The 19471-nt window shown below is 55.1% G+C and carries 17 protein-coding genes; 6 read left to right on the forward strand and 11 right to left on the reverse strand.

Annotated features, from left to right (window positions below; translation table 11 throughout):
• The first annotated feature begins 59 nt into the window (after nucleotides 1-59).
• Nucleotides 60-1520 (forward strand): site-specific integrase, encoded by a 1461-nt coding sequence (locus HBO05_RS11705; RefSeq protein ID WP_048377702.1) that lies wholly within the window; start codon nucleotides 60-62, stop codon nucleotides 1518-1520.
• Nucleotides 1521-1587: 67 nt separating this feature from the next.
• Here HBO05_RS11705 and HBO05_RS11710 read toward each other — a convergent pair whose 3' ends face one another.
• From HBO05_RS11710 to HBO05_RS11750, 10 genes are all read right to left on the reverse strand, one after another.
• On the reverse strand, nucleotides 1588-3102 hold the full coding sequence (locus HBO05_RS11710; RefSeq protein ID WP_070414635.1) for a hypothetical protein: 1515 nt from the start codon (nucleotides 3100-3102) through the stop codon (nucleotides 1588-1590).
• Between the two features lie 184 nt (nucleotides 3103-3286).
• Entirely contained in the window at nucleotides 3287-3637 is a 351-nt protein-coding gene (locus tag HBO05_RS11715; protein WP_048377695.1) for a copper-binding protein, read from the reverse strand.
• Nucleotides 3634-6792, reverse strand: coding sequence for an efflux RND transporter permease subunit (locus tag HBO05_RS11720; RefSeq protein WP_048377696.1), 3159 nt, complete (start codon nucleotides 6790-6792; stop codon nucleotides 3634-3636). Before HBO05_RS11720 ends, HBO05_RS11715 begins: the two co-directional genes overlap by 4 nt.
• Nucleotides 6789-8273, reverse strand: a complete 1485-nt coding sequence (locus HBO05_RS11725) for an efflux RND transporter periplasmic adaptor subunit (RefSeq protein WP_172312756.1) — start codon at nucleotides 8271-8273, stop codon at nucleotides 6789-6791. The genes HBO05_RS11720 and HBO05_RS11725 overlap by 4 nt, the downstream gene beginning before the upstream one ends.
• Nucleotides 8270-9526, reverse strand: a complete 1257-nt coding sequence (locus HBO05_RS11730; RefSeq protein WP_048377698.1) for a TolC family protein — start codon at nucleotides 9524-9526, stop codon at nucleotides 8270-8272. Before HBO05_RS11730 ends, HBO05_RS11725 begins: the two co-directional genes overlap by 4 nt.
• A gap of 99 nt (nucleotides 9527-9625) precedes the next feature.
• The gene (locus HBO05_RS29255; protein ID WP_048377699.1) at nucleotides 9626-9967 is read right to left on the reverse strand and encodes a hypothetical protein; all 342 of its coding nucleotides are present in this window, start codon (nucleotides 9965-9967) and stop codon (nucleotides 9626-9628) included.
• Between the two features lie 74 nt (nucleotides 9968-10041).
• Nucleotides 10042-10980 (reverse strand): copper homeostasis membrane protein CopD, encoded by a 939-nt coding sequence (copD, locus tag HBO05_RS11735; protein ID WP_068588834.1) that lies wholly within the window; start codon nucleotides 10978-10980, stop codon nucleotides 10042-10044.
• A gap of 3 nt (nucleotides 10981-10983) precedes the next feature.
• Nucleotides 10984-11367 carry a copper homeostasis periplasmic binding protein CopC gene (copC, locus tag HBO05_RS11740; protein ID WP_019821291.1) on the reverse strand — a complete coding sequence of 128 codons (384 nt, stop codon included), beginning with the start codon at nucleotides 11365-11367 and terminating at the stop codon, nucleotides 10984-10986.
• Between the two features lie 369 nt (nucleotides 11368-11736).
• A complete protein-coding gene (locus HBO05_RS11745) occupies nucleotides 11737-13125 on the reverse strand; it encodes a heavy metal sensor histidine kinase (protein ID WP_048377464.1) in 1389 nt (462 codons plus the stop codon).
• The gene (locus HBO05_RS11750; protein WP_024078225.1) at nucleotides 13122-13811 is read right to left on the reverse strand and encodes a heavy metal response regulator transcription factor; all 690 of its coding nucleotides are present in this window, start codon (nucleotides 13809-13811) and stop codon (nucleotides 13122-13124) included. The genes HBO05_RS11745 and HBO05_RS11750 overlap by 4 nt, the downstream gene beginning before the upstream one ends.
• A gap of 205 nt (nucleotides 13812-14016) precedes the next feature.
• On the opposite strand from HBO05_RS11750, the gene HBO05_RS11755 reads away from it, so the two are divergent.
• From HBO05_RS11755 to HBO05_RS11770, 4 genes are all read left to right on the forward strand, one after another.
• Complete coding sequence (locus HBO05_RS11755) at nucleotides 14017-14370, forward strand: co-regulatory protein PtrA N-terminal domain-containing protein (RefSeq protein WP_048377465.1); 354 nt, start codon at nucleotides 14017-14019, stop codon at nucleotides 14368-14370.
• 161 nt (nucleotides 14371-14531) lie between these two features.
• A complete protein-coding gene (locus tag HBO05_RS11760) occupies nucleotides 14532-15068 on the forward strand; it encodes a plastocyanin/azurin family copper-binding protein (protein ID WP_048377466.1) in 537 nt (178 codons plus the stop codon).
• A 93-nt stretch (nucleotides 15069-15161) separates the two neighbouring features.
• A complete protein-coding gene (locus HBO05_RS11765; RefSeq protein WP_082149905.1) occupies nucleotides 15162-15413 on the forward strand; it encodes a DUF2933 domain-containing protein in 252 nt (83 codons plus the stop codon).
• 2 nt (nucleotides 15414-15415) lie between these two features.
• Entirely contained in the window at nucleotides 15416-17773 is a 2358-nt protein-coding gene (locus HBO05_RS11770; RefSeq protein ID WP_082149906.1) for a heavy metal translocating P-type ATPase, read from the forward strand.
• A gap of 285 nt (nucleotides 17774-18058) precedes the next feature.
• On the opposite strand, the gene HBO05_RS11775 is transcribed toward HBO05_RS11770, so the two are convergent.
• Nucleotides 18059-18718 carry a carbonic anhydrase gene (locus HBO05_RS11775; RefSeq protein ID WP_048377468.1) on the reverse strand — a complete coding sequence of 220 codons (660 nt, stop codon included), beginning with the start codon at nucleotides 18716-18718 and terminating at the stop codon, nucleotides 18059-18061.
• 452 nt (nucleotides 18719-19170) lie between these two features.
• On the opposite strand from HBO05_RS11775, the gene HBO05_RS11780 reads away from it, so the two are divergent.
• On the forward strand, nucleotides 19171-19371 hold the full coding sequence (locus tag HBO05_RS11780) for a heavy-metal-associated domain-containing protein (RefSeq protein ID WP_048377469.1): 201 nt from the start codon (nucleotides 19171-19173) through the stop codon (nucleotides 19369-19371).
• Nucleotides 19372-19471 lie beyond the last annotated feature (100 nt).

The following is a 19471-nucleotide window of genomic DNA, read 5'->3' on the forward strand; positions in this document are numbered from 1 at the left end:
AGGAACGTCCATCAAGAGCCGGCGTTTTTGTGGGGGTAAAAGTAGGGGGAACCTATTTTATGGTTAAAATCACCATCAAAGAACTCGAGTCGCTGACCGTTGAAGATGCCGGCCGAATACTCAGGGAGGATGGCAATCTGGCCGGTCGAATCTCAGTGCGCAAGAACGGCGTGTCGGTCAGCTTTTTCTATCGCTATCGGTGGGGCGACCAAAACAAAGAGTACTCCTGCGGGTCCTGGCCGCGCAAATCCCTGACGGACATCCGCAAGGCCCGCAACCAGGCCCGTGCGCTCATCGATGAGCAGATCAATCCCAACGAGCACAAGAAGACCGCCAAGGCACAGGCGCATGCCGCTGCTAACGTTGAGGCCGAACAGGAGAGGACGCGCAAGGTGCAAATACTGACCGTCCAGGATCTGGCCAAGGCCTGGCTGTTGGATGGCGTGGCGCGTAAAGACGGAAATGCCGAGTTGCAACGACGCTTTAACAAGGACCTTTTTCCGGCACTCGGCAAGACAGCGGTGAACAATGTTTCCGAACACGATGTTCGGGCGCTGATCCGGGCCGTGGTCAACCGCGGCGCTCACCGGCAAGCCATCAGCTTCTTCGCCGACCTCACCCAGATGTTCAGCTGGGCTAGAAAGCGCCAACCCTGGCGGGCCTTATTGATCGAGGGTGATCCAACTGAGCTGGTCGACATCTCCCCCCTGATCCCGGCCGACTACGAGGCCGAAAGAAGCAGGATCCTTTCGTCGGCTGAGCTGTTGGAACTGCACAACCGCTTCCAGCAAATGACCGCCGACTACAACGCCCTCCCCGCGGGTCAAAAGTACGACGGCATTCGGCCGCTAAAGAAGGAAACCCAACTTGCGCTCTGGATCAGCTTGGGCACCCTGTGCCGGATCGGCGAGTTGCTGCAGGCCGAATGGAAAAATATCGATCTGGACCGGCAGACCTGGTTTCTCCCCAGCGAAAACGTCAAAGGCACTCGCGGCAAAAAGCAGGACCACCATGTCTTCCTCTCCCCCTTCGCCCTGCATTTCTTTCAAGAACTCAAGACCCTGACGGGAGACTCACAATGGTGTTTTCCGAACAAGCAGGATGATGGGCATGTGGACGTGAAAGTGGTGAGTAAACAGGTCGGTGATCGCCAGGCCCGGTTCAAAAACCGCAAGGCCCTCTCAAGAAGGCGTCACGACGACACGCTGGTCCTCGCCGACGGCCAAAACGGCGACTGGACGCCGCATGATCTGCGCCGCACGGGCGCGACCATGATGCAGGCTTTGGGGGTCAGCCTGGACGTCATCGATCGCTGCCAAAACCATGTGTTGGCCGGCTCTCGGGTGAGACGCCACTACCTGCATCACGATTATGCCGAAGAAAAGAAGCGCGCCTGGAACCTATTGGGTGATCGCCTCAGTGCAGTGCTGTCCTCAACCTATGAGCACACACCGACTGAGTCGATGATGTCTTTTCCAGACTACGCCGCCAATGGATCCCAGACGCCCTCAATCGGATAATCAAAGTGGGTTTCCCGAAGATTCCAACTAAAAACGGACGGAGGAATGCTCAGGGTCTTCAACCATCCTAGGAAAAAAACGAGCCGGGTTGATGGACAGAGATCGACTGCCCCGTAATTTTCTCCAGAAACTGTTCTGGAAGAATGCGCTCAACTGCTGAGAGAAACGTCTCGATCAGTGACCTGAAATGATCAAGCTCCCCTTCCTGTATCTGCCGCCATAGGCTTGGACGATAGCGAACCAGAATGGACAACGCATAGAGCAACACCAAACATGTCGCTCGATACTCATTTATCGTTCCAAAGAGAGGCAGCATTAGCGCATGTCTTTTAAATGGACTGTGATGTAGCTGAAGTGCATCCCACCAAATACTCGACTCCGGATGATCAATTGCCACACGGAAATGGCTTGCTGATGACCTAGACGAAACTTGGATGATCTCGCGAATTGCCCCAGGAAAAGCAGCAATATCATCCATAGTCATTCGCCCAGACTCATCTATCAAAAGAGCGTAGGTCGTCGTCGCACGGTGGTGTCGACCATTACTTTCTTGATCGTAAGCAGGAGTAACCCAAGAAGGTTTACCTTCAAATATGTCCTCAAAAAGATCCGCAACCTCAGGTATCCGAGAAAACAGCTGCTCCATCGTAAGCCAGCTTTCAACGGGCAGTGCTTTCAGTGCATCCAGACCGTCTGGTTTCCGTTTGGCAGCGACAAGTGAGTTTGCAGTCATCGATTTAACCCAACTTGGGAAAAAACCCGAGACGAGCGCGCCAATGGCCAGACTCTCAAATCGGTCATCTAAACCATCATGGGTGTAAAGGCCATGCCCTTTTTTGGTTGTTGCCTCCAACTCTGAAAGGGTTTGAGGACCACCTGGTGAAGCAAGCATCTCGGCAAATGCGAACGACATTGTGCCGTAATACAGATTGAGTACACGTTGACTGACATTTCTTCGATCAATGGCACTGAAATAATCGGTGGCATTTCGGAGCGCGAAAGCAACGCCCTCTCCCTTTGACACAATGGTCGACGGCTCAAGACTTAGGCTTTCAAGTTGAGCGCGACGGTCGACCATCTTTCGAGCAAGAGTTGCACTTTTTAACTGAGCAAGCCTCGCCCAGACTGCTTCTATCGGAGTCTCTGAAAGCAGCACTCGCCGCGGTGCTTGCAACTCTTCAAGGCTCGTCTCTTCTGCTTGCGTTGTCGTAGGAGCAAACTTTCCAGTGCTGCTTTCACGGTTCCATTCGATGAGAAAGGGTTGAAAATCGTCAATCGGCTTCACGGGAATGGATACCCCCATAGCGAATGACTCAACCATGTACGGCTGTCCGTTAAAAAAGATAACGGACACCTCTCCAGCCAGTTGCTTGTATACATTGTTGCTCGTCGCTGACGAATAGAGTACTGCGGCCGAACGCTCCGCCCCGCCTCTAGACGCCTTTACGACCACATACTCTCCTGCGGCAACCTCACGGACTATGGACGCTTCCCAGCCATGTCCGACTAGCTTATCAAGCATATTTCTTTTCACTGCGTCCCGCAGAATATCTAAGCGCGCCTTCCATCCGCTGTCTTGCATATGCCTTCTCCTTGCTCTGTCTCTCTACCAAACACTATCGCAGCTTCATTCATAGCATTGATCGATCGAATCCACAGCCAATAGCGGCCATACACGCTCCGTTACTGAATAATTGGTTTTCGTAAAAAGCGGGTGGCAGAAGCCGACGCGACATTACGCTCCGGCTACTTCCATTACCGCCATTTCACTTTTTGATGGATACAATCGTGGCTCGGCCACCCTCTAACCGGAATGAAAACGACACTCGGTCTCCGGCCGTCAGCCCTGTCAGCTGATCTTCCGTTACGGAAAAAGCCATGGTCATAGCAGGCCACTGCACGGCTGGCACGGCGCCATGAGCGATAGTCACTGTCTGCTTCTCGGAGTTAATTGACTTGATCGTGCCCTCCGCTTTGGCTATCGGAGCCTGCTTTACGTCCTGCTTCATCTCCATGCCCTCCATACCGTCCATTTTCATGCCCGGCACGTCCTCTGCCAGGGCAGAAAGAGACAGCGCAAATACGGTGCTTGCAACTGCAATCAGGGTCAGTTTCATAGGACGTTTCCTTGAGAGTTAATGGGTTCAACTGAGAGGTGCCGGCGACGCATCAGGCGATAGGCTGCCGGAATGACAAACAGCGACAGCAAGGGTGCGGTGATCATGCCGCCCACCATGGGCGCGGCGATGCGACTCATCACCTCGCTGCCGGTGCCGCTGCCCAACAGGATGGGTAACAGGCCGGCAATGATCACGGCCACGGTCATGGCCTTGGGTCGAACGCGCTGCACGGCCCCTTCACGAATGGCCGCAATCAGCCCACGCTCAGTGTTGTCACCGAGGTCTTCACGTTCGGCCCAGGCGTTTTTCAGGTAGAGCAGCATGATCACGCCAAATTCGGCAGAAACACCGGCCAAGGCGATAAAGCCGACCCCGGTGGCGACCGACAGGTTGAACCCCAACAGATAGAGGAACCATGCCCCGCCAGTCAGGGCGAATGGCAGAGTGGCCATGATCAGCAGGGCCTCGTCGAAGCGGGCAAACGTCAGGTAAAGCAATACGAAGATGATCAACAGCGTGGCAGGCACCACCAGTTTGAGTCGTGCGTTGGCCCTTTCGAGAAATTCGAACTGTCCTGAGTAACTCAGGCTCATGCCGGGCTGAAACTTGACCTGCTCGCTGACGACCCGGCGTAGATCGGCGACTACCGAGGCAATGTCCCGGCCACGCACGTCGATGTATACCCAACCAGAGGGCCGTGCATTCTCGCTCTTGAGCATCGGCGGGCCGTCGCTGACCTTGACCTTCGCCACTGTGCCGAGGGTGATCTGGCTCCCTAGCGGGGTGTAGATCGGCAATTGCTCCAGGGCGCCGAGCGAGTCACGCCACTCCCGAGGGTAACGTACGTTGATCGGGAAACGTGCGAGCCCTTCAATGGTCTCCCCGACGTTCTCACCGCCGATAGCACCGGCCACGATGGATTGCACATCGGCGATGTTCAGCCCGTAACGAGCGGCTGCCTTACGATCGATATCCACATCGATATAGCGACCTCCCGTCAGACGCTCGGCCAGCGCCGAACTGACGCCGGGCACATCCTTGGCCACCCGCTCGACCGCCTGGGTAGCGGCATCAATCTCGGTCAGGTTGGTGCCGGCAACTTTCACCCCAATAGGACTCTTGATCCCCGTGGCCAGCATGTCGATTCGGTTGCGAATCGGTGGTATCCAGATATTGGTCAGCCCAGGAACTCGCACCACTCGATCCAGCTCTTCCACCAGTTTTTCCTGAGTCATACCTGGGCGCCATTGCTCCTGTGGCTTGAACTGGATGGTGGTTTCGAACATCTCCAACGGCGCCGGGTCGGTGGCAGTTTCAGCACGACCGGCTTTACCAAAGACATGTTCGACCTCCGGCACGGTCTTGATCAGGCGGTCGGTCTGTTGCAGCAGTTGCGCCGCTTTCTGCGCCGACAATCCCGGCAGAGCCGAAGGCATATAGAGCAGGTCGCCCTCGTCCAAAGGCGGAAGAAACTCGCCACCCAAGCGCGACATTGGCCATAGTGCGCTGATAAAAACCAGCAACGCGACCAGCAGCGTGATCTTCGGTCGTCGCAAGACTGCATCCAGAGCCGGCTGGTAGATCCGGATTAGCCAGCGGTTCAACGGGTTCTGTTGTTCACTGGGAATTCGTCCCCGAATCCAGTAGCCCATCAACACCGGCACCAAGGTCACTGACAATCCCGCCGCTGCGGCCATGGCGTAGGTCTTGGTGAAAGCCAGCGGGCCGAATAGCCGCCCCTCTTGGGCTTGCAGGGTGAACACCGGAATGAACGACAGGGTAATGATCAACAAACAGAAGAACAGTGCTGGTCCAACTTCAGCCGCCGCTTCGGTCATCACGTGCCAATGACGTTCACCCTTCAGTTCCTCCCCCGGATTGGCCACGTGCCAAGCCTCAACCTTCTTGTGCGCGTTTTCAATCATCACCACGGCAGCGTCGACCATGGCACCGATGGCGATGGCAATTCCGCCCAGGGACATGATGTTGGCGTTGATCCCTTGATAACGCATCACGATGAAGGCGATCAGCACCCCCACCGGCAGGGAGATGATTGCCACCAGAGATGAACGCAGGTGCCAGAGGAAGATGCCACACACCAACGCGACGACGATGAACTCTTCGAGCAGTTTGTGGCTGAGATTTTCCACCGCGCGGTCGATTAGTTTGCTGCGGTCGTAGGTGGTGACGATTTCCACCCCCGCCGGCAAGCTGCTTTTCAACTCGTCGAGTTTGGTCTTGACCGCCGCAATGGTTTCGCGAGCGTTCTTGCCGCTGCGCAGAATTACCACACCGCCAACCGTCTCGCCTTCGCCGTCGAGTTCGGTGATGCCACGCCGCATTTCCGGACCCAACTGGATCGTGGCGACATCGCCAAGGGTCACAGGCACACCACCCGATCCCAGCTTGAGTGGGATCGCCCGAAAATCATTGAGCGTTTTCAAGTAGCCGGAAGCACGCACAATGAACTCGGTCTCTGCCATCTCCAGGACGGCGCCACCGGTTTCCTGATTGGCCTTGCCGATCGCTTCGGTCACCTCAGCCTGAGTGATACCGAGGCTGGCCAGTTTGAGGGGATCAATCTGGACCTGGTACTGCTTGACCATGCCGCCCACGGTGGCCACTTCCGCAACGTTGGGCAGGGTCTTGAGTTCGAACTTGAGGAACCAGTCCTGAAGTGCGCGTAGCTGCGCCAGATCGTGTCCTCCACTGCGATCCACCAGTGCGTACTGATAGATCCAGCCCACTCCCGTTGCATCCGGCCCCAACGCCGGTTTGGCGCTGGCCGGCAAGCGACTTTGTATTTGGCTCAGGTACTCCAACACCCGCGAGCGGGCCCAATACAAGTCAGTACCGTCTTCGAACAGCACATAAACAAAGCTGTCACCAAAGAAGGAGTAGCCGCGCACGGTCTTGGCGCCAGGCACCGAAAGCATGGTGGTGGCCAACGGATAGGTCACCTGGTTCTCGACGATCTGCGGTGCCTGTCCCGGATACGGGGTTCGGATGATCACCTGAACATCGGAGAGATCCGGCAGCGCATCGATGGGCGTGCTCTGCACCGACCAGATGCCCCACGCCGTGACAAACAGTGTCGCCAGTAGCACCAGGAATCGGTTGGCTACTGACCAACGAATCAGGGCAGCAATCATAGCTGGCCCCCTGATTTCTCTAGACGCTCAACACGCAAGCCATCGTCGGTTTGACTCACTGCAATCCGGACCTTGTCGCCCGTTTTGCGGCCCTGCATCAGCGCCGGATTGGCGAGCGGGAACGTCATCGTCATGCCAGGCATGCCCAGCGTTTTGAAGGGGCCATGGGCGAGTGTGACTTCTTTGTCGTTGATCTCAACGATCTGCCCATCCGCCTCATGAAAACTGGAGGCTGTCGCGTTGATTGGTGACTGTTCCTCTGAGTTTGCAACGATGCCCTTAAGACTGGCCTCCGAGTCGAGCAGGAACTGGCCAGAGGAAACCACCTTCTGGCCCTCTTCCAGACCTTTCAAGATCGCCGTCTTGCCATCGTTTTCCTGCCCAATCAACACTTCAACAGGACGATAGCGGCCAGCGTCTTCAGCGAGCATCACCAGGGCACGTCGACCGGTGCGAATGACGGCCTCGCTCGGCACCCACAACACACTTTGCTCCGTTGAACGATTGAGGCTCACTCGTGCGGTCATACCCGGCCTGAGACGGCCTTCTGGGTTAGGTAACTCGACGCGTACGCGAAGGGTGCGGCTATCCGGATTGGTTTCCGGAAGAATCGCGCCGACGACGCCCTTGAGCACAACCCCAGGGAACGCGGGCAAACGCGCCTCTGCCGCTTGCCCCATGAGGATTGATCCAGATTCAGTCTCCGGAACGGCCAGGGCCAGCCAGACGCTACTCAAACCATTAACGCGTGCCAGTGTCTCGCCGGCGGCCACCGTCATACCCTCGCGCACATTGAGCTCTTGCAGCACACCACTAATAGGGCTGGTGAGGGTCAGGTTTGGTTGGACTTTGCCACTGCGCTCTACTTGAGCAATTAATGCCGCCGGCATCCCGGTGAGCCGCAAGCGCTGGCGAGCCGCTGCCAGCAAGCCCGCATCGCCACTGCGCTTGAGTGCGAGAAACTCCTCCTGAGCCGCAGCCCACTCAGGTACAAGGATATCCGCCATGGCGGCATTGGCTTTGATCACGTCGCCAGGAGCATGGGCATACACGCGCTCGACGAAACCCGCCGTACGGGCTTGAATGACGGCGACGTCCCGCTCGTTGAAAGCCAACACACCGACAACGTCCAGACTCGAAGCAAACACACCTCGACTGACGGTAGCCAGTCGCACACCGAGATTCTGAGTCAGGCTTGGATCAATGCGAACGGCTGCGCTGTCCCCTTTGATGTCGGCGTACTGAGGGACCAACTGCATGTCCATGAAGGGCGACTTACCCGGCTTATCGAACTTTTGCTGCGGGGACATAGGGTCGTACCAATACAGCACTTTGCGTTCGTCCAGAGAGGGGAGGCTCTGCTCCGGGGCTGCCCCAGGTACTTCGCTCATGCCCTGCTGAGCGAACCAGTAACCACCGGCAACACCCAATACCAGCGAGAGGCCTACCAGCAATGCCCCGTTCCACTTTCTAAGGTTCATTGGCTGGACTCCCCGTAAGCAAAATACAGACGCGCACTGGTCAGCGCTCGCTGCTCTTCCACGTCAATCTGTTTGAGGCGGGCTTCGATGAGCTCGCGCCGAGCGGCCACGACGGAGCTCAAATCGCCTTTGCCGGCGCGGTAGCTGGCCATGCTGAGCTCGACCTTCTCCTTGGCCAAGGGCAGCAAACTGTCCTGGGTTCGATGGACGGCACGATTCAAGCGTTCATAGTCGGCCAGCTCGTCCTCCAGTTGCTGGGTGTGCTCGCGTGACAGGGCTTCACGCTCAGCCTCAAGCTGGTTGAGTTCAGCGTGCTTGGCCGCAATTTTGGGGTTTTGCCGAGAGTCAGGAAACAGTGGTAGATCCCAGGAAAATTGCACGCTGACCATGTCGCCGAACTGTCGGCCGCGATTCTGATAGTCGACTTCCCAGCTCCAATCCGACTGTTTTTCCGCTTCGGCTTCACGGACCTTGGCTTGCGCTTCGCGGGTCATTGGCGCAAAAGCAGCCAATTCTGGGTGGTGTTGCAGCTTATGAGAGTAGTCAGAGGCTTCGACAGGCCATTCAGGCAAGCTGCCCACAGGTTTGTCATTGGCGGCTGGTCCAATCCAGCGCTTCAGGGCCGCTCGGGCCTGTGCTCTCTGACGAATCAGATCGTCCTGCTGCTCTTCCAGTTGTGCCGCTTCCTGTTTGGGCGTTACTGCATCAGCAGGTTGAGCGCGGCCGCCGGCAATTTGTGCCCGGACGGTATCGGCCAGCAGACGGTTTTCTTTGTAGAAGTCCTGAAACAGCGCGTCTTTACGCTCAACCGAGTAGCTGTTGATCCAGGCCAACGCCGTGGCCTGACGAACCTTTAGACGTTCGACCCGGCGCTCAGCCGCGGCGCGGTCAATGGCCGCATCAGCGACCTCGATTCGGGCTTTGCGCTTGGCGCTGTTGGGCATCTCCTGACTGACTCCGACCATTCGCATAGTCATGAAGTCCTGGTCGATGCTCCAGCGATCCGGCCCCCCAATGGGGTAGTTCTGTACGCCTAGCAGCAACTTGGGATCGGGTAGTTCACCAGCGGGGATGGCCGCACTACTGGCAGCCTGAATTTTCGCGTCTTGTGCAGTCAGCGACGGCGCATTGTTTTCAGCCAGCTGCAAAGCTTCATCGAGTGTCAATGCGGCAGCGAGACTCGGCAATGCCAGTACGCTTGCCGCCAGGCCGGCCACGAGGGACCACCCTGTGCAATAGCACTTGGAGTTCATGTTCACGATTCCTGTGATGATCCACTGCGCGCTTCATCAGAGATGCACGCAGATATGCCATCCCGCTAACGCGGAATGAGGCTCAGTGTGGTACAGGAATCAAGTGCGGGGCGGTCGCCATACCCCTGACGGGGTTTGTACTGGATGGGAGTCTAGGGAGAAGGACAGTACGAGGGGGCTGGATAAGGTGATAGGAGGCTTGATGATGGAGACTTGCAGCATGCCACCAGTCTTGCACTCCTGACCTGACTTACAGGGTTTGCCGTGCTCGGTGGGACTTTTCATGTCCTGGCAGCAGTCTTGCTCCATGCCGTGCATCATCGCCATGCCCATGGTTTTCATGGGGCAGGGCTCAGTCGGCGCCTGAACACCCGCCATCCCGCTGAGGGGGAGCGCCAGGCTAATCAGGAAAATCAGGCAAAACCGTAGGTAGCGTTTCATGGGCTGGAGTGTAGCCGGTGGAAATGGCCCTTACAATTCACCTTCTAGACTCCTTCGTCGGCTGTCACCAACCTCTATTCCGCGCTCATTTCCATTTCCGGACTTAAAGTGCCTAACCATGCGACAAGACAAATTATGACGACTGCCATTAAAAACTCGAGTGTCATGCTGCGGCGCAAGGCATTGACTGCGGCAGAGTATTCTCCATTTCGAACTGACCGCTCCAATACCGGACTTAGGTGAAAGCGGTTCAGCGTGGCTAAAACGATCATCCCAGCAAAGAGCAATATTTTCAAAAACAGCAGCTGGCCATAAGTACTGAGCATCACTTCATCGAGATTTGGACCAATGACAAACAGGTAATTCACTACGCCTGTGATGCTTATGATCACTACGATTACAGCGCCGGCCGATTCAAAACCAGTCAGCACCCGTGCAAGAATTCGAGCTTCCTGTTCGCCCTTTAGCGATTTCAACCGCAGCAGTAGAGCGAATGCCAATAGAGCACCCAACCAGCCACCGGCGGCTAAAAGATGGAATATATCGGTGATGAAATGCCAGTAGCGTCGGCTGCCTTCATCCATGGCGCCGTGCCCTGTCCATGCCAACGTCGCCAACGCAATCGCTCCGCATACGGTGACGATCCAGAGACTGGGTGTCGGAAATCGCTTATTCAACGCGACGCCAATAATTGCCATCACCAAGACAGCTATTCGGACCATCCAGGTCAACCCGACGTCGGTCCCCATGAGGACCATTTCAAAAATATGGTGATGTAGCTCCATAAGCTCCGACACACCGCTCATTGCTTTCGCAAGCAACAACATGGCGACAAGGGATAGAGCTACACCTGCAACAGAAGTACCGTAAAGAAGCGACTCAAAATTCAAGGCCGTGCCCGATACTCTTTCCTTTCCCCTGAGGCTGTACAAGCCGAAAATTGCCAATCCGAATAACAACATCAGGTCGAAATAAAGAGCAAAGCGAACCACAATATTTATTGAGTCGCTCATAAATCATTTCACTTTAAATGAGAAGTTGCCGGTGATCGGGTGAGTGTCCGAGGAAACAGCACGCCATTCGACTTTGTAGGTACCGGTGGTCAGAGGTGCTGCCGGTGTAATCACCATCGTTTTCGGATCACCGCCACCAGCGACGGCGGCCTTAACACCCATTGGGGAGTTCGGCATGCCAGGCATATCGGTCATGATCAGTTTTGCACCGGAAAACTGAGTGGTGAGATTCTCAGAAAAGTGCAGTTCAATTTTCGAAGGGGCCGCCGCATTCGAGCCTTCTGCCGGAGTAGAAGAAAGGAGCTTTGGATGTGCTTGAGCAACTGCACTCAGAAGCAAACCAGCGGTAAGTGCAACAGCTACGGTCGTAGTTTTAAGGAATGACATGCAAGACTCCTCACAGCAAGAGCTGTTGATTCGAGGTTTGTTTGGGAATATCTAATTTTTACTTTTCGATTCTTGTTAAAACCACTGATGATTAGCTAGTAGCCTCCGTGTTCTAGGTCAGGTTGAACACGAGAAACTCACTAGACCCCAACGTCACAGTGCAAGAACACGATGCCACACGAACGCAAACTGTTCGATTACATTTCAGTCAGCTTGACGCGGTGTTTGGCCTCGAATTGGCGGGCGTAGCGAGACTTAAAGACGAGACCGCGTGCCCCAGATACTAGGGTTCTCACTCATTCAAAAATAACGAAAGTGGACGCTGGGCGCAGGCTGAGAGATCGCCGTTGATCACAAATGCGCCGTTGATCAGCTGACCTTCAAGTCAACACTAGGAAACTCTAGATGAAAGGCCGTTTTCCCGTCACATGATGTACACCAGATTTTGCCATCATGCGCCTCAACAATTGATCGGGTAATCGACAGCCCTAGCCCTGCGTTGCTTGGACTCCCTTCTCGCCGCGCTGGGTCCACGCGATAAAAACGATCGAAAAGCTTCTCAAGATGTTCGGGGGCAATGGGTTCTCCGTGGTTCTCCACGACGACCAATACCGACATCTCCTTCTGGAGGATTTCGACACTGATCGTCTTCCCTTCAGAGGTGTAGCGAAGCGCGTTAGAGAGCAGGTTAGAAATCGCTCTGTGGAGCATAAGAACATCGCCTCGGACGCTGCCCCTTCCTGAAACCTTGAGTTCAATCCCCCGCTCATCAGCCAAAAGGCGGTAGTACTCAAGCAATTTTTCCACGACTTCCACCAGGTCTATTGGTTTGTTCTCGTGTGTGATCAGACCGTTGTCAGATTTCGCCAGAAAAAGCATGTCATCAATCATCCGACTCATACGCTTCAAGTCATCAAGATTTGAGTACAGGTTGTCTTCGTAGTCCTCAATATTCCTTTTTCTTGAAAGCACCACTTCGGTGTGGGTCATCAAGTTGCTCACGGGGGTCCGTAGCTCGTGGGCAATGTCTGCGGAAAAGTTCGATAACCGGACAAATGCATCGTCGAGCCTGGACAACATTGCGTTAAACGACAGCACCATTTGCTGAAGTTCTTTCGGAACGGGTGCTAAGGGGATGCGCTCTTTGAGTGATTTTGCTGACATTGAGGCAGCGACCCGCGTGACCTGGCGAATGGGCCGCATGCCACTGCTTGCTACCATCCAGCCGAGTGCAGCACTGACCAATGCGCTGATCACCAACCCTATCCAAAACCATCGTTCAAGCGTCTCGAAAAAGGACATATGCTGAGTAACGTCAAAGATCAAAATGACTGTCAACGGCTTGTTTTGCCCCGTCACAACGGCTTGTGCCGTCACTCCACGGAACATCTGCCCTTGCTCCCGCCACTCCCAGACGTTGTTGTTTGTGGTTGTGCGGAACTCCTTCGGAATATCTACCGGACCGGGATCAGCAAACAGCAGCTTGCCGTCACTATCGATTATTAGGGCAGTCAAATCACGGTGAGCCCCCAGCAGCGCCTCCAGCTCAGGCTTAAATTCGCTGAATTGATCGATGCTGTTCAACCCGGACAAAATTCTCTGGGTCGAGTGGAGCTTTTCGTTCAATGCCTGCTGATCCAGCATCTTAAAGTGATGCCGGCTGAGGTTATTGAAACTGAGTCCGGCGACCGTGAGCACGGCCGTTACCGCGAGCATGAACATCAGACTCATGCGGGTCGTCAGGGACATTCGGTTCATTCCGATTCCGAATCAGGCGCGTCGAGCATGTAACCCATTCCCCTTGAGGTATGAATCAACTTGACCTCAAAGTCGTCATCTATCTTGGCCCTCAACCTTCTCACTGCAACCTCGATAACGTTGGTATCGCTGTCGAAGTTCATATCCCAAACCTGGGAGGCGATAAGTGACTTTGGCAGCACCTCCCCTCGACGTCGTAGCAACAGCTCAAGCAACGCAAACTCTTTGGCCGTAAGGTCTATGCGCTTACCTCCACGAATGGCCCGACGCTTGAGCAGGTCCACCTCCAGATCAGCCAATTTCATATAGGTTTGCGAGGGAGCGCCGTTACCCCGACGCAGCAACGTTCTGACACGGGCCAGCAATTCAGAAAATGCGAAGGGTTTGATCAGGTAATCATCTGCCCCGAGTTCAAGTCCTTTCACTCGATCTTCAACGCGGTCTCGCGCCGTGAGGAAGAGCACGGGAACATCTTTTCCGGATGCACGAACCTTCTGAAGTACTTCCCAGCCATCCAGCCCAGGCATCATGACGTCTAGAATCAGCAGGTCATAGGCCTCGCTCAAAGCGTGCTGAAGCGCCACTTTGCCATTGGTAAAGCGATCCACATTGAACCCCGCCTCCGTGAGTCCTTGCTGCAAATAGATACCTATTTTGGGTTCGTCTTCAGCAACCAGAAGTCTCATGAGGGTGGCTCTCGGATAATGATGAAGCGCAGTCTGCAACGAAACACGCCAGCCAACCAGCAACTGACAGAAAAGTAATATTGGCTTCAGGTAGATGTCAGCGAGCGCTGTCTAGGGTTCAAGCATGAGTACTTCCTGGTGCTCGACCGACTCTTCAGCATGAAACGTTTGGGAGCCGGAAAACAATTCCATAAGGAGTTGCCCCATGAATCGCCTGAAAATGCTGTTTTTTGTGAGCTCGATACTCGTCTCAGCTTCTGTATGGGCTGAAAGTGGCGGAGACCGGGTGATAGAGCGTATGGAAGGCCTGCGCGACAGGGCTGAAGCCGTACTGATTCAAGCTGAAAAAGCCCCTGAAGGACAGCGTCATGTCCACATGGCCGAGCATATGAAGATGCTCGGCGACATCATGAGCCAACTCCATAAAGATCATCCAGACGCATCAATGCCACCTCAGCAGCACCTCGCCTGGATGGAAAAGCACGACAAAATCGTCGATGACGTTTTGAGCCAAATGCAGCGCGAGCACAAATTGATGCTTTCAGAGTGCCATCAGTAATAAGTGCTCGACGCATTTCTTGGTTAGAGCTGATTAACACGGCGTCACCTGAACGCCGTGTTTTTTTGAAAACTGACAGAAATGTAGTGTTCAGGTCAGTTAACTGGCAGCTCCGTGTCTTTAGCATAGCCAGTGCTCCCACTCTTACTCTCGAGGTCACTATGAAAGCTAATCTCGTTTCCCCTGTCATCGCAGTAATCACTCTACTCTTCGGTGCTACGGCTATGGCCAGCGCAGGGCATGGAAAAGAGGACATCGGCCAGCCCGGAGTCGCCTCTGAGGTTACCCGTACGGTGGACGTCGAGATGGGCGATGTTTTCTTCAAACCTGAAAGCATCGACGTAAAGCCTGGTGAAACTATTCGATTTGTACTTCGCAATGAGGGTTCGCTGCTGCACGAGTTCAACATCGGCAAAGCCGCTGCTCATGCAGCACACCAAAAAGAAATGGCAAGCATGTTCCAGAACGGGACGCTTAACCCCACCGGTACCGGGAAAACGATGAGCGGTATGAGCCACAGCATGGGTGGAATGAAGATGGTCGGAATGGAGCACAACGACCCGAACAGCGTCCTGATTGAGCCTGGCGCAACCCAAGAGCTGATCTGGACCTTCAACAACAGCACAGGCCTTCAGTTTGCCTGCAACGTGCCGGGGCATTATCAGTCAGGGATGGTTGGTCCGTTTGACCTGAAGTAAGCCGGAACTGGCTGCTAACACCGCTTCGACGCACGAGTTAGCTACGCTCTGTCGCAGAGATCACAGCAACGCTCGCACAGTGGGGTTTAGATCATGAATAACCATCAGCATCCGGATGGAAACACCACCGCACCATTTTGGAGGCGCAAAACAGGCGTTTTACTAATCATGCTCATTGCGATTGGTGCCTTCTACGTGTTGCGGGAGCATTTCAGCCACGTTTATCCATTTTGGCCTTATCTGATTCTGTTGATCTGTCCATTGATGCATTTTTTTGGACATGGACATGGCGGACATAGCCATGGCGATCAGGCAGCAACCCACAAGGACGAAAAAGGGAAATAGCCATGCCTACCATATCGAGCCACCACGACCACAGTCACGCCCATGCTGCTCCGCTCAATGACGATGATCTACGTGACCCGGTGTGCGGAATGGCAGTCACTTCATCAAGTAAATTTGGTGAGTCTTATCAGGGACAGACATATCAATTTTGTAGCCTGAAATGCCAGGAGAAGTTTCGAGCTGATCCTGAACGCTTCAGCGGTAATGTTTCGAGCGCCGAATCCCGCGTCACCACTCCAGAGTCTGCGGTACAAACAGGCACTGAGTTTACCTGTCCGATGCACCCGGAAATACGCCAGCCCAGACCCGGCAACTGCCCTAAATGTGGCATGACATTAGAGCCGGTCATGCCCGCGCTCGATGAAGAAGAAAATCCTGAACTCCGGGATTTCGCCCGCCGCTTTTGGTGGTCGCTGCCATTAACCGTGATAGTGACCGTGCTCGCTATGGCGGGACACTCGTTACAACTCCTCCATGGCTCGATCCAAAACTGGATCGAGTTCGCTCTGGCGACACCGGTGACTTTATGGGCAGGTTGGCCCTTTTTTGTAAGGGGCATAGCCTCTATTAGAAATCGCAGTCCAAACATGTGGACTTTGATTGGTTTGGGTACCGCCGCAGCTTACCTTTACAGCGTCATGGCAACGCTCTTACCCCAAAGCTTTCCCGCCACCTTCATGCAAGATGGACGTATCGGCGTCTACTTCGAAGCCGCCGCGGTCATCATCTCGCTCACCTTGCTTGGGCAGATTCTTGAGCTCAAAGCCCGATCGCAAACTTCCGCCGCCATTAAGTCCCTACTCGGCCTGTCGCCCAAAACCGCACGCCGGATCAATGCCGATGGCCAGGAGGAAGACATTCCTCTCACCCATGTTCACCTAGGAGACCACTTGCGGGTCAGACCAGGTGAAAAGGTACCCGTTGATGGTTCAGTAATAGAGGGTGAAAGTGCGGTGGATGAGTCCATGCTCACTGGCGAGCCAGTTCCGCTAATGAAGAGAGCTGGAGATAGCCTGATCGGCGCCACGCTGAATACACATGGGAGCTTGGTAATGGAGGCGCAGAAGGTCGGCGCCGAGACTATGCTGTCACAGATCGTACAGATGGTCGCTCGGGCTCAGCGCTCCAAAGCACCAATGCAACGAATGGCCGACTCGATTGCCGGCTACTTTGTGATGGGTGTTATCGCGATTGCGATACTGACATTTGTCGGTTGGGGGCTTTTTGGCCCTGAGCCCAGTTGGGTGTTTGGTCTGATCAACGCTGTCGCCGTGCTGATCATCGCTTGTCCCTGTGCGTTGGGTCTTGCTACGCCCATGTCGATCATGGTTTCGACAGGCAAAGCAGCCAGCATGGGCGTGCTGTTCAGGGATGCCAGTGCCATCGAAAACCTTTGCAAGATCGACACGCTGATTGTCGATAAGACAGGCACCCTGACAGAGGGACGGCCAGTGTTTCACAGTGTGGAGGCCACACCCAGTTTCAATCCCCACGATGTTCTTCAGCTGGCTGCCAGCCTTGATCAGGGCAGCGAACATCCCTTGGCTCATGCAATCGTCGATCACGCCCGAACCGAGAACATTAAGCTCATCAAACCAGAATCCTTTGAGTCTGGTTCAGGTATCGGGGTCAGTGGCATTGTTGATGGCAAGAAGATCCAGCTGGGGAACACCGCGTTAATGGAAGCCGCAGGCGTGAGGACCAAGCCCTTACAAGAGCGTGCAGAGCTTTTGCGTCTTGATGGCATCAGCATCATCTACCTCGCAGTCGACGGGGTATTGGCAGGGTTGTTGGCAGTATCAGATCCAATTAAGCCGACCTCCAAAGAAGCAGTCACCAAGCTCAAGGCTGACGACATCAAAATCATCATGGCTACTGGCGACGGGCTCACCACCGCTCGGGCTGTCGCCAGGGAGATGGGGATTGAAGAAGTCCACGGTGAAGTGAAACCTCAGGATAAGGAGCGTCTGGTCGCAGACCTCCAGCAATACGGCCGGAAGGTCGCTATGGCTGGTGACGGTATCAACGATGCTCCGGCCCTGGCGCGAGCAGATGTGGGCATTGCCATGGGGACAGGGACTGACGTTGCGATGAATAGCGCGCAACTCACGCTGGTAAAAGGCGACCTGATGGGGATTTTACGAGCAAGGGCTCTTTCGGTCGCAACAGTAAAAAACATGCGGCAAAACTTAGGTTTCGCCTTTCTTTACAACTCGATGGGTATCCCTCTAGCCGCAGGCCTGCTCTATCCACTGACTGGGCATCTCCTGTCGCCGATGATCGCTGCCATAGCCATGAGCGTCAGTTCTGCATCTGTAGTTTTCAATGCATTGAGACTGAGGAATACCCGAATTGACTGAGCTTCAATTGCGAAATTGCAGCGCACTTGCCATGCGTTTGCATACGACCTGACCAGTCATTTGCATTTGACTGACCACCGATTGCAGAGGATTTGACCAACCAGACATCAAAGCTGAGGGACTCATAACGGCCAGTTCCGGTCGTTCGCCAGTCCCGTCGAGCAGTCATTCCAACGGCTGATCCGCTCCGAAACTTGCCCGGTAGAGACAATGCCGTTTCGCTGACCTTAGCTGGGGCGAAAACATTCCGGAAGTAATGCGACCAACCTCACTTGTCTGTCGCCATTACATCTGTCTGCCATTGCGGGCAGCGATCGCAACGGTGGTCGGCGAATCAGCAAGTGAAACGAATTGTCGTGTCGCCCCATCAAGCGCATCGATGCAACCCGCCTCGATGTCGTAGACCCAGCCGTGCAGATTCATACGCCCCTGCTCGAGCGCGAGTGCCACCGATGGGTGCGTACGCAGATTCGCCAGTTGCGCGATCACGTTTTCGCGCACGAGGCCGTCGAGCTTCGCGCGAGGCGTGTCGAACTCATGCGCCCCGTTAATCGCTTTCGCGGCGTCCGAGTGACGTAGCCAGTTAGCGACCGCCGGAAGATGGTCCAGACACGTGCAGCGTGAAATCGCGCCCATCGCTCCGCAGTCCGAGTGGCCGCAGATCACGATGTCCTGTACGCCCAGCACTGCGACCGCATATTCGACGGTAGCCGAGACGCCGCCCGGTTCGGGACCATACGACGGCACAATGTTACCGGCGTTGCGAATTACGAACAGCTCGCCCGGTTCGCGCTGTGTAAGGAGTTCAGGTACAACACGACTGTCCGAGCAGGTGACGAACAACACCTTCGGATTTTGTGTCGTCGCGAGCTGCCTAAAAAGCTCGACGCGTTGCGGATAAACCTCGCGCTGAAAGCGCAGAAAGCCGTCAATAATGTCACGCATGGAGTCCTCCAAACCTGCCGGATGCCGGATGCTGGCACGAGCCCTCGATATGCCATCGCGCCGCTGTGGTCGTCATTATCGCAGACCTCCCGCGCCTTGGCTGTACTCGATCAACGATGGACTTCGAGCCGCGACCAGCGCGGCGGATGTCCGATGCACCCCGGCAGCCACCATTTATCTATCGCTGGCCTGCAAGGCGAGTGAATTGCCCCGTTTTTTATAGACATCCCATTGCTTCTGGCCGTTCTCTGCCGGCCATGGCCAAGAAGCGTACTGGTCGAATACGATGCAAATGGTTGGTCAGGTCAAATGCAAACGGGTGGTCACGTCTGTGCAATTATCCATCAATGACGCTTGCAACTCGAAACAGATAACTGTTGACCTTACTATCGTGTGAACGTTGATGCTGTCGGTGCGGTGAAAAGAGACCGCTCAGCACGAGAGGAATAACCATGTTCGTCTTAGATGTATCAGGCATTGGATGCGGCAGTTGCGTCAGCAAAATCACCAAAGCGATTCAGTCACTGGACAACGAAGCTACGGTTTCCGTGGACCGGTCAGCCAGTAAGGTGAGTGTTGAAAGCAGCGAAAGCCCAGAGCAGATTCGTAAAGCTGTCGAGGCGTTAGGTTTTCCTTCCCAGATCAGCGCTTGAATGCTGACACCTGCCCCTGGTCAGAGCCCCGTATGCAGAGGGCTCCCCTTGGTGAACCCTCAGGGAGTACCGAAGCAGCCGCGTCGGCCACAATTACCGC

Origin of the sequence: Pseudomonas sp. WS 5079, from assembly GCF_012985465.1 — a bacterium.
Lineage (GTDB): Bacteria > Pseudomonadota > Gammaproteobacteria > Pseudomonadales > Pseudomonadaceae > Aquipseudomonas.

Bases quoted from the DNA above. Each gene is read 5' to 3' on its own strand.
- HBO05_RS11750 (WP_024078225.1), bottom strand. From the start codon at position 13,811: ATGAGACTTCTGGTTGCTGAAGACGAACCCAAAATAGGTATCTATTTG.
- HBO05_RS11715 (WP_048377695.1), bottom strand. From the start codon at position 3,637: ATGAAACTGACCCTGATTGCAGTTGCAAGCACCGTATTTGCGCTGTCT.
- HBO05_RS11720 (WP_048377696.1), bottom strand. From the start codon at position 6,792: ATGATTGCTGCCCTGATTCGTTGGTCAGTAGCCAACCGATTCCTGGTG.
- HBO05_RS11780 (WP_048377469.1), top strand. From the start codon at position 19,171: ATGTTCGTCTTAGATGTATCAGGCATTGGATGCGGCAGTTGCGTCAGC.
- HBO05_RS11705 (WP_048377702.1), top strand. From the start codon at position 60: ATGGTTAAAATCACCATCAAAGAACTCGAGTCGCTGACCGTTGAAGAT.
- HBO05_RS11775 (WP_048377468.1), bottom strand. From the start codon at position 18,718: ATGCGTGACATTATTGACGGCTTTCTGCGCTTTCAGCGCGAGGTTTAT.
- HBO05_RS11755 (WP_048377465.1), top strand. From the start codon at position 14,017: ATGAATCGCCTGAAAATGCTGTTTTTTGTGAGCTCGATACTCGTCTCA.
- HBO05_RS11710 (WP_070414635.1), bottom strand. From the start codon at position 3,102: ATGCAAGACAGCGGATGGAAGGCGCGCTTAGATATTCTGCGGGACGCA.
- HBO05_RS11760 (WP_048377466.1), top strand. From the start codon at position 14,532: ATGAAAGCTAATCTCGTTTCCCCTGTCATCGCAGTAATCACTCTACTC.
- copC (WP_019821291.1), bottom strand. From the start codon at position 11,367: ATGTCATTCCTTAAAACTACGACCGTAGCTGTTGCACTTACCGCTGGT.
- HBO05_RS11770 (WP_082149906.1), top strand. From the start codon at position 15,416: ATGCCTACCATATCGAGCCACCACGACCACAGTCACGCCCATGCTGCT.
- HBO05_RS29255 (WP_048377699.1), bottom strand. From the start codon at position 9,967: ATGAAACGCTACCTACGGTTTTGCCTGATTTTCCTGATTAGCCTGGCG.
- HBO05_RS11745 (WP_048377464.1), bottom strand. From the start codon at position 13,125: ATGAACCGAATGTCCCTGACGACCCGCATGAGTCTGATGTTCATGCTC.
- HBO05_RS11725 (WP_172312756.1), bottom strand. From the start codon at position 8,273: ATGAACCTTAGAAAGTGGAACGGGGCATTGCTGGTAGGCCTCTCGCTG.
- HBO05_RS11765 (WP_082149905.1), top strand. From the start codon at position 15,162: ATGAATAACCATCAGCATCCGGATGGAAACACCACCGCACCATTTTGG.
- copD (WP_068588834.1), bottom strand. From the start codon at position 10,980: ATGAGCGACTCAATAAATATTGTGGTTCGCTTTGCTCTTTATTTCGAC.
- HBO05_RS11730 (WP_048377698.1), bottom strand. From the start codon at position 9,526: ATGAACTCCAAGTGCTATTGCACAGGGTGGTCCCTCGTGGCCGGCCTG.